At 72.4% G+C, this 7129-nt stretch carries 3 protein-coding genes; 2 read left to right on the forward strand and 1 reads right to left on the reverse strand.

Annotated features, from left to right (window positions below):
- A partial coding sequence (locus TR46_RS30790) for a glycoside hydrolase family 64 protein (protein WP_042408086.1) occupies positions 1-890 on the forward strand: 890 nt, incomplete at its 5' end.
- Positions 891-965: 75 nt separating this feature from the next.
- Here TR46_RS30790 and TR46_RS30795 read toward each other — a convergent pair.
- Complete coding sequence (locus tag TR46_RS30795; RefSeq protein WP_042408088.1) at positions 966-3290, reverse strand: molybdopterin-dependent oxidoreductase; 2325 nt, start codon at positions 3288-3290, stop codon at positions 966-968.
- Positions 3291-3534: 244 nt separating this feature from the next.
- On the opposite strand from TR46_RS30795, the gene TR46_RS38950 reads away from it, so the two are divergent.
- Positions 3535-7089 (forward strand): fibronectin type III domain-containing protein, encoded by a 3555-nt coding sequence (locus tag TR46_RS38950; RefSeq protein WP_063770710.1) that lies wholly within the window; start codon positions 3535-3537, stop codon positions 7087-7089.
- The last annotated feature ends 40 nt before the right edge of the window (positions 7090-7129 follow it).

The following is a 7129-nucleotide window of genomic DNA, read 5'->3' on the forward strand; positions in this document are numbered from 1 at the left end:
GCACCGGGGCTTCCGCGACCTCCAGCCCGACCGCCTCGGCCAGCCCGACGCCCTCCACCACTCCCGACCCCAACGGCTTCTGGGGTGACACCAGCACCATCCCGGCCGCGCAGAACGTGGTCGAGGTCAAGATCCTCAACCGCACCAACGGCAAGTACCCGGACAGCCAGGTCTACTGGAGCTTCAACGGCCAGACCCACTCCATCGCCGACCAGCCCTACCTGGACATGCCGGCCAACTCGGCCGGCCGGATGTACTTCTACCTGGGCTCACCGACCAGCCAGTACTTCGACTTCATCGAGTTCACCGTGGGCGCCAACGTCTTCAACGGCAACACCACCCGCGTGGACGCCTTCGGCTTGAAGCTCGCGATGCGACTGCACGCCAAGGACGGCTACGACGTCCAGGTCGGCGAGGACCAGCAGACCTTCGCCGAGGACCGGTCGGTCACCTTCCAGAAGTTCATCGACTCCGTGCCCGCCGAGTTCAAGGTGCTGGCCCAGACCCAGGCCCCGTACCGGATCATCGCCCCCGGCAGCGACCCCAGCTTCCAGACCGGCGGCGTGAACGCCGGGTACTTCACCGCCTACGCCAACTCCGTCGGTGTCAACGCGCCGACCTCCGACATCTTCGGCTGCGCCGGCGTCCTGGCCAACAACCCGACCGAGTGCGCCGCCCTCAACCGCCACGTGGCCACCCTGTCCGCGGCCCAGCAGTCCGACCCGACCCAGTACTACCTGGCCGCACCCGCCAACTACTACGCCAAGTTCTGGCACGACCACGACATCAACAACCTCGCCTACGGCTTCCCGTACGACGACGTGGACGGCCAGTCCTCCTTCATCTCCCACTCCGACCCGCAGTGGCTGGAGGTGGCCGTCGGCTGGTAGCCAGTCCTCGGACGACTCCGGCCCTCCCAGCCGACTCCGCCCGCCGACTCCGCCCCGCTGTTCTCCGACCTCCCGTCAGAGAACGGCGGGGCGGAGTGCCGTCGTCGCCAGGGCCTGCACCTCCACCGGGATCCCGTTCAGGACTGCCGTTCCCGACAGCACATCCAGTGGGGCCTCGTCCGTCAGGACGTTGCTGTTGACGCCGGGTTCGCGGGCGGCGAGGGGGAGGCGGGTGGCGGGGTCGTCGTGGCCCCAGCCGTGCGGGAGGCTGACCACGCCCGGCATGACGCCGTCCGTGACCTCCGCCTCGGCCTGGAGTTCGCCGACCCGGGAGCGGATCCGGACCTGCCGGCCGGTGTCGATGCCGAGACGTTCGGCGTCGGTGGGATGGAGCTGGAGGGTGCAGCGGTTGCTGCCGCCCGCGAGCAGCGGGACGTTGTGCATCCAGGAGTTGTTGGAGCGCAGCTGGCGGCGGCCGATCAGCAGCAGGCCGTCCGACGGGGCCGCGCCGAGCTCGGCCAGGTGGTCGGCCAGGCGGGCGGCCTCGGCCAGCAGTTGCGGGGGCGCGAGTTCGACCAGGCCGCTGGGCGTGCGCAGGACTCCGGGCAGTCGGGGGCGGAGCGGGCCGAGGTCGAGACCGTGCGGGGCGGCGGCCAGGGCGTCCAGGCTGAGGCCCTCCGCCTTGGCGCCGAAGCCGTCGCCGTAAGGGCCGCCGCGCAGCATCAGGTCGAGCAGGCGCTCCTGCCGGGTGCGGTGGGCCACAGCTGCGAGCAGGTCCTCAGGGTCGCGGCCGTGGGCCGGGGAGGACGGGTCGGCGGCGATGCGGCGGGCGGTGTCGGCGGCGGTGAGGTCGTCGAGCTGCTGGGCGGTGACGGTGCCGCCTAGGGCCGCGGCGGCGAGGCGCAGCAGCACCTCGGACTCGTCCAGGTCGCCGGGGGCGAGCGGGAGGCTCGGGGGCGACCAGTGGGCGGTGTTGCGGATCGAGAAGGAGGCGAACACCAGGTCGTAGTGGCTGCGGGCGAGCGGGGAGGCGGCGGGCAGCACGACGTGCGCGTGCCGGGTCGTCTCATTGAGGTAGGCGTCGACGCTGACCATGGCGTCCAGGGAGGACAGCGCGGCGCCGAGCCGGGAGCTGTTGGGCGTCGACAGGACCGGGTTGCCGGCGACGGTGATCAGGCCGCGCAGCCGGGCACCGTCCGCCGTTCCACCCGTCGTACCGTCTGCCGCTGACGGTGTGTCGATCTCCTCGGCCAGCGTCCCGGCCGGGAACTCGCCGAAGACGCTGGGGAGCCCGCGGACCCGGGTTCGGCGCGAGCCGGGGACCCGTACTCCGCGTCCGCGTCCGGGCTCGCCGGTGGTGGTGGGTGAGCCGGCGGCCGGCTCCGGCCACATCACGCCGCCGGGGCGGTCCAGGTTGCCGGTCAGCGTGTTGACGACGTCGACCAGCCAGCTGGCGGCGGTGCCGAAGGCGGTGGTGGTGGTCCCGATCCGGCCGTAGACGGCGGCGCTGGGGGCGGCGGCGAGTTCCTGGGCGATCCGGCGTACCGTAGCCGCCGGGATCCGGGTCGCGCCGGCAACCGCTTCGGGGGTGAAGGGCTTGAGCGCGACACCCAGTTCGGCCAGCCCGTTGAGGTGCGGCGACACCCGGGGCCCCGGGTCGGCCAGGCCCTCCTCGATCAGCGTCCGGGCGATTCCGGCCAGCAGCAGCGCGTCGGTGCCCGGTCGGATGGCCAGGTGCTCGTCGGCGATCTCGGCGGTGCGGGTGCGGCGCGGGTCGACCACGACCAGCCGTCCACCGCGGCGGCGCAGGGCCCGGAGCCGTCCTGGCAGGTCGGGCGCGGTGAGCAGGCTGCCGTTGGAGACCATCGGGTTGGCGCCGAGGACCAGCAGGTAGTCGGTGCGGTCGAGGTCGGGGACCGCGATGGACAGCTCGGTCCCGTACATCAGTCCGGACGCGACCTGCTTGGGCATCTGGTCGACCGTGCTGGCGCTGAAGCGGTAGCCGGTGCCGAGGGCCTGGATCAGGGTCCGGCCGTAGAGGCTGAGCCCGAGGTTGTGCACCACCGGATTGCCCAGGTAGACGCCGACGCTGTCGGCGCCGTGCTCGCGCAGCAGCGGCGCCAGCAGCCGTCCGGCCTCGGCGAACGCCTCGTCCCAGCCCACCTCGGTCCAGCTGCTGCCGCGCCGGACCAGCGGGGTGCGCAGCCGGGCCGGGTCGGAGTGCAGCTGGCCCAGGGCGACGCCCTTGGGACAGATGTAGCCGCGGCTGAACGGGTCCTCGGCGTCCCCGCGCACCCCGATCTGCTCACCGGCGCCGCCCGGGCCGGGACCGACGGTGACGGTGAGCCCGCAGGTCGCCTCGCACAGCGGGCAGGTGCGGTGCGTGGTGGTGGCTTTCATGCCCGCGAGCGTAGCCCCGCGGAGGCGGTTGCGGGAACGGTGCGAGCAGGTGCCTGGTTCAGCGATTGCCGGGATGAATACATCGGAGGACTTACCAATGTAATGGACCGTTACAGCACTGTTGACTGCTCATCAGTTGAAACTTAGGCTCCGAAAGTCATCCGATGTATGTTCCGAGCGGCGCACAGGGTCGCCTCTGCTGTCATGCCCGGAACATCCCGTGACCCGAGAGAGGACCACCACCATGTTCCGGTCTCGATCCGCCCCCGGAGCCGGCGCCCGGCTCGCCGCCGGGCTGCTCGCCACCTCAGGGCTGCTGCTCGGCGGCGCCGCCCTCCCTGACCCGGCAGCCGCAGCCGCAGCCGCCACGAGCACCACCGCCGGCACCGCAGCGCACTCCGCCACCATGGCGACCTTCTATGTGTCCCCGAGCGGGGACGACCGCAGCACCGGCACCACCCCCGCCCAGGCGGTGCGCACACCGCAGCGGGCCCAGCAGTTGGTCCGGGCCGTCGACGGCACGATGACCGGCGACGTCCAGGTCGTCCTGGCGAACGGCACCTACCGGCTCGACCAGCCGCTCACCCTGGACGCCCGCGACTCCGGCAGCAACGGCCACCGGGTGCTGTGGACCGCCGCCCCCGGCGCTACCCCGGTCCTCTCCGGCGGCCAACGGGTCTCCGGCTGGCGGCAGACCGCCCCCGGCAGCACGATCTGGTCAGCACCGGTACCGGCCGGACTGGACACCCGACAGCTCTACGTCAACGGGGTCCGCGCCCAGCGCGCCTCCGGCCCCGTACCGGTCGCCCTCACCGCGACCGCAACCGGCTACACCGCGTCCGCGGACACCCTCGCGCACTGGCGCAACCCGAGCGACATCGAGTTCGTCTACACCGGCGGCGACGGCATGTGGTCGCTGAGGACCGGCGGCCAGGGCAGCTGGACCGAACCCCGCTGCCCGATCGCCTCGGTGAGCGGCACCACCATCACCATGGCCCAGCCCTGCTGGGACAACTCCAACAAGCGGGTGATGCGCACCGACAACTCCGGACGCACCGTCAACCTGGTGGGACCGGAGAGCCTCGGCAACAGCGAACGGCCCGCGTACGTCGAGAACGCCTACGAGCTGCTCACCCAGCCCGGCCAGTGGTACCTGGACCGCACCGCGCACACCGTGTACTACATCCCGCGCGCCGGCGAGAAGCTCACCCAGGCCGACGTCGAGGCACCGGTGCTGCAGACCCTGGTCAGCGGACAGGGCACGGCCGCGGCGCCGGTCCACGACATCGGTTTCACCGGGATCCAGTTCTCCTACGCGACCTGGCTGACGCCCTCCACCCCCGAGGGCTTCTCCGAGATCCAGGCCGACTACACCGTCACCGGGGCCACCGGCTACGCCACCCAGGGCCTGTGCCAGTTCATCGCCGGCGGCACCTGCCCCTATGGCGACTGGACCCAGTTGCCCGGCAATGTCAGCTTCAGCCACGACACCGGCATCTCCTTCGAGCGCGACGCCTTCGAGCACCTGGGCGCGGCCGGGCTCGCCCTGGGCGACGGCACCCACGACGCCACCGTCCGGGGCAGCGTCTTCACCGACATCTCCGGCAACGGCCTGGAGCTGGGCGGGGTCGACCAGCCGACGGCGACCGGCGCCGACCAGACCGACGGCAACCGGATCCTGGACAACCACCTCTACTCGCTGCCGGTGGAGTACCACGGCGGGGTGGCCATCGACGTCGGGTACGCCGCGGACACCCTGATCTCGCACAATCAGATCGACCACACCGCCTACACCGGCATCTCGCTGGGCTGGGGCGGCTGGCCCGACAAGATCGGACAGGCCGCGACGGCGAACTTCTCCCACGACAACACCGTCTCCGACAACCTGATCACCGACCCGATGCAGGTCCTCTCCGACGGCGGCGGGATCTACACCCAGGGCATCACCGGGCCGACTCTCGCGAGCGGCGAGCACCTCACCGGGAACGTCATCACCGGCGCCCTCGGCCACGGCCACACCCTCTACTGCGACAACGGCTGCACCAACTGGACCGCGGACGGCAACGTCCTGGTCGGCAATGAGAACGACTGGGGCGCCCGGCACACCGACTACCGCCCCGGCGCGACCGGTGACGACCCGCTGGCCATCACCGGCAACTACTGGCAGCAGGGCGACGCCGACTCCAGCTCCAAGAACGTGACGGTCGCGGGCAACCACGTCATCGCCTCGATCGCGCAGGCACCGAAGGCCATCACCTCCGCCGCCGGGATCGAGCCCGCCTACCGGGACGTCCTGGGCGCCCGCACCCCGGCCGGCGTCCCCGAACCGCCGACCCAGACCGCCGCGTTCGCCACCGACGGCTCGGCCCACGTGGACTGGAACCCGAGCATGGTCGACCACGGCGCGGCCGTCGCCTCGTACACGGTCACCGCCCAACCCGGCGGCGAGCATGTCACAGTGACGGCAGCTCAGTTCCAGGTCCCGGGCTACGCCGTGCTGTCCGGGCTGACCGACGGCACCGCCTACACCTTCACCGTCACCGCCAGGAACGCGCACGGAGACAGCGCCGCCTCACTGCCGACCGCTCCGGTCACCCCGGCCGTCCGCACCGCGGCGGTGCCCGGGGTACCCACCGCGGTCGCCGCGAAGCCGGGCGACGGCACCGCGGGCCTCTCCTGGAACCCGCCCGCCTCGGTGGGCAGTTCGCCGGTGACCGGATACACCGTCAGGACACCGGGACGGGCCCCGGTCCACGTCACCGGGCACACCTATCTGTGGGCGACCAGCAGCCGCAACATCTTCACCGTGCTGGGCGGCCTCAGCAACGCCAGGAGCTACACCTTCCAGATCACCGCGGACAACGCGGCCGGCTCCAGCGCCCCGGTGGGCGTCACCGTGGTGCCGGGACCGACCACCGCCTGCACCGGCGCCGCGCTGACGCTGACGCCGACCGGCCAACTGGCCGCCCCGGGCAGCACCGTCACCGTCGCCGGCACGCTCAGCAACGGCTGCGGCAGCGCCCTGACCGGCGCGCAGCTCACCCTGATCGCCCCGACGGGCTACACCGTCGGCAACACCGCCCATCGCCTGGGCAGGCTGGCGGCGGGGGCGACAGCCAATGCGGCCTGGAAGGTGACGGTTCCTGCCGACGCCACCGGCTCCGGGCAGTTGCTCGTCCTGGCCCAGTTCGACCAGGGCGGGCAGCACCAGGGGCTGCGGGCGACCAGCCAGGTCGCCGTCCCGGCAGCCTCCCTGGCGGCGGCGTTCGACAACGTCGGCGTCACCGACGACTCCGCCACCGCGGCCGGGAACCTCGACGGCTCCGGGTCCAGCTACTCCGCCCAGGCCCTGGCCGCGGCCGGGGTCACCCCCGGGACCGCCCTCAGCCACGGCGGTGTCAGCTTCAGCTGGCCCGGCGCGGCCTCCGGCCGGCCCGACAATGTGGTGGCCCAGGGCCAGCCGATCGACCTCACCGGGTCGGGCACCACTCTCGGCTTCCTGGCCGCCGGCACCAGCGGGGCGGGCGCCGGCACCGGCGAGATCGTCTACACCGACGGCAGCACCCAGTCCTACACCGTGACCGTCCCCGACTGGTACGCCACCCCGCCCGCAGGCAGCGACGTCGCCATCGCCACCGCCTACCGCAACCGCGCGGGCAACGTCCAACAGGTCCACGCCACCAACGTCTACTACACCGGCGTCCCGCTCACCGCGGGCAAGACGGTCGCCATGGTGGTACTCCCCGCCCCCACCCCCGCCTCCGGCGCCCTGCACGTCTTCGCCCTCGCAGTGTCCTGACCCGACCCCTCCCCACCCCTCCCGCCCCCGGGCCCGGCCC

The organism is Streptacidiphilus carbonis, from assembly GCF_000787775.1.
Lineage (GTDB): Bacteria > Actinomycetota > Actinomycetes > Streptomycetales > Streptomycetaceae > Streptacidiphilus > Streptacidiphilus carbonis.